This is a genomic window from Streptomyces albidochromogenes, from assembly GCF_005981925.1.
In the GTDB taxonomy this organism is placed as follows: domain Bacteria; phylum Actinomycetota; class Actinomycetes; order Streptomycetales; family Streptomycetaceae; genus Streptomyces; species Streptomyces albidochromogenes.
On the sequence record NZ_VBVX01000628.1, the window covers coordinates 1 to 1,242 of the forward strand.

1 protein-coding gene is annotated in these 1,242 nt (G+C 74.9%); it reads right to left on the reverse strand.

Features of this window, described 5'->3' with window-relative positions; all coding sequences use genetic code 11:
* On the reverse strand, positions 1-1,181 hold a 1,181-nt coding region (locus E2E34_RS34415; RefSeq protein ID WP_138905730.1), incomplete at its 3' end, for a resuscitation-promoting factor.
* Positions 1,182-1,242: the final 61 nt, after the last annotated feature.

Genomic DNA, 1,242 nt, shown 5'->3' on the forward strand with positions numbered 1-1,242 from the left:
ACACGGCATACGAGTTGAGCGCTAGTCTCGTGGGCTCGGAGATGTGTATACGAGACAGGCTCGGCCGCGCTCGCCTCCTGCGGCCGCCCGCTGCCGCCCAGCGCCTGCCACGTCTGCGTGTCGAACTGGTACAGCCCGCCGTAGTGGCCCGTGGCGTCCACCGCCCCGGGCCGCCCCCCGGACTCGCAGTGGGCGAGCCCGCTCCAGTTGAGGCCGTCCGCCCCGGCCACGGACGCCGGCTTCTCCTTCGTGCCGACCTTCACGCGTCGCGCGACCGGCTCGCGCGCGATCTCCTCGGCGACCCGCCGCGGCGTCTGCCGCACCCCGTTGACCGTACGCACGAAGTACGTCACCCGCCGCGACCCGGCCTCCCCCGCACGCACCACGACCTCCGTGCCCTTGAAGAGCGTCGGGTCCTCAGTCCTGATCACCTCGAACGGGATCGGTTCCTCGCGCACTTCCTTCGCCCCCCTGATCCGCATCACGGTGACGGTCTGCCCGTCGCGCGGGAAGCTGCCGGACGGCACGGAGGTGGTGTCCTGGCCGCGCAGGCTGATGCCGGCCTCGGCCAGTGCCTCCCCGACCGTCGCGGCGTTCGTACGGATGGTGCGTTCACGCCCGTCGGCCATGAACGTCACGGTCCGCTCGGTGCGCACGTCGAGGGCGAGCCCGGCCCGCCCGATCCTCAGGGAGCGCGAGGCGGACAGGTACGCGCCCTCCGCCCGCACCCCGAGCTGGCGCAGTGCGCCCTCGACCGTGCGGGCGGTGGTCCACACCCGGTGCCGCTGCCCGTCCAGGGTCAGCACCACGGGACGGCCGTAGCGCACCACGACCTCGTCGCCGCTGGCCAGCGCCGCGCCGGGGGCGGGTGCGACCAGGTCGTGCGCCCCCACTTCCACGCCCTCGTCCTCCAGCAGCTCGGTGACGTCGTCGGCGAAGGTGTGCATGGTGCGGGGTACGCCGTCGACGCTGAGCTTGACCGCCTTGTCGCTGGCGACGAACGCCGAGGTGCCTCCGGCCAGGAACGCGACCACCAGGGCCTGCGGCAGGAGCCGCCGCAGCGCCTCGGGCCGCTCGGCCCCCTTGCGCCGCCGGGCGGCCCGCCGGGCCTCCGCCCTGCCGCCGCGCCCGTCCCCCGAGCCGGTGCCCGCGCCCTGACGCGGCAGCCGGGCCTCCCGCAGCTCGTACGCGGGCGCGTACGGGTCAGGAGCGCACTCCCCCCGCTCCCCGTGATCCGCGTAC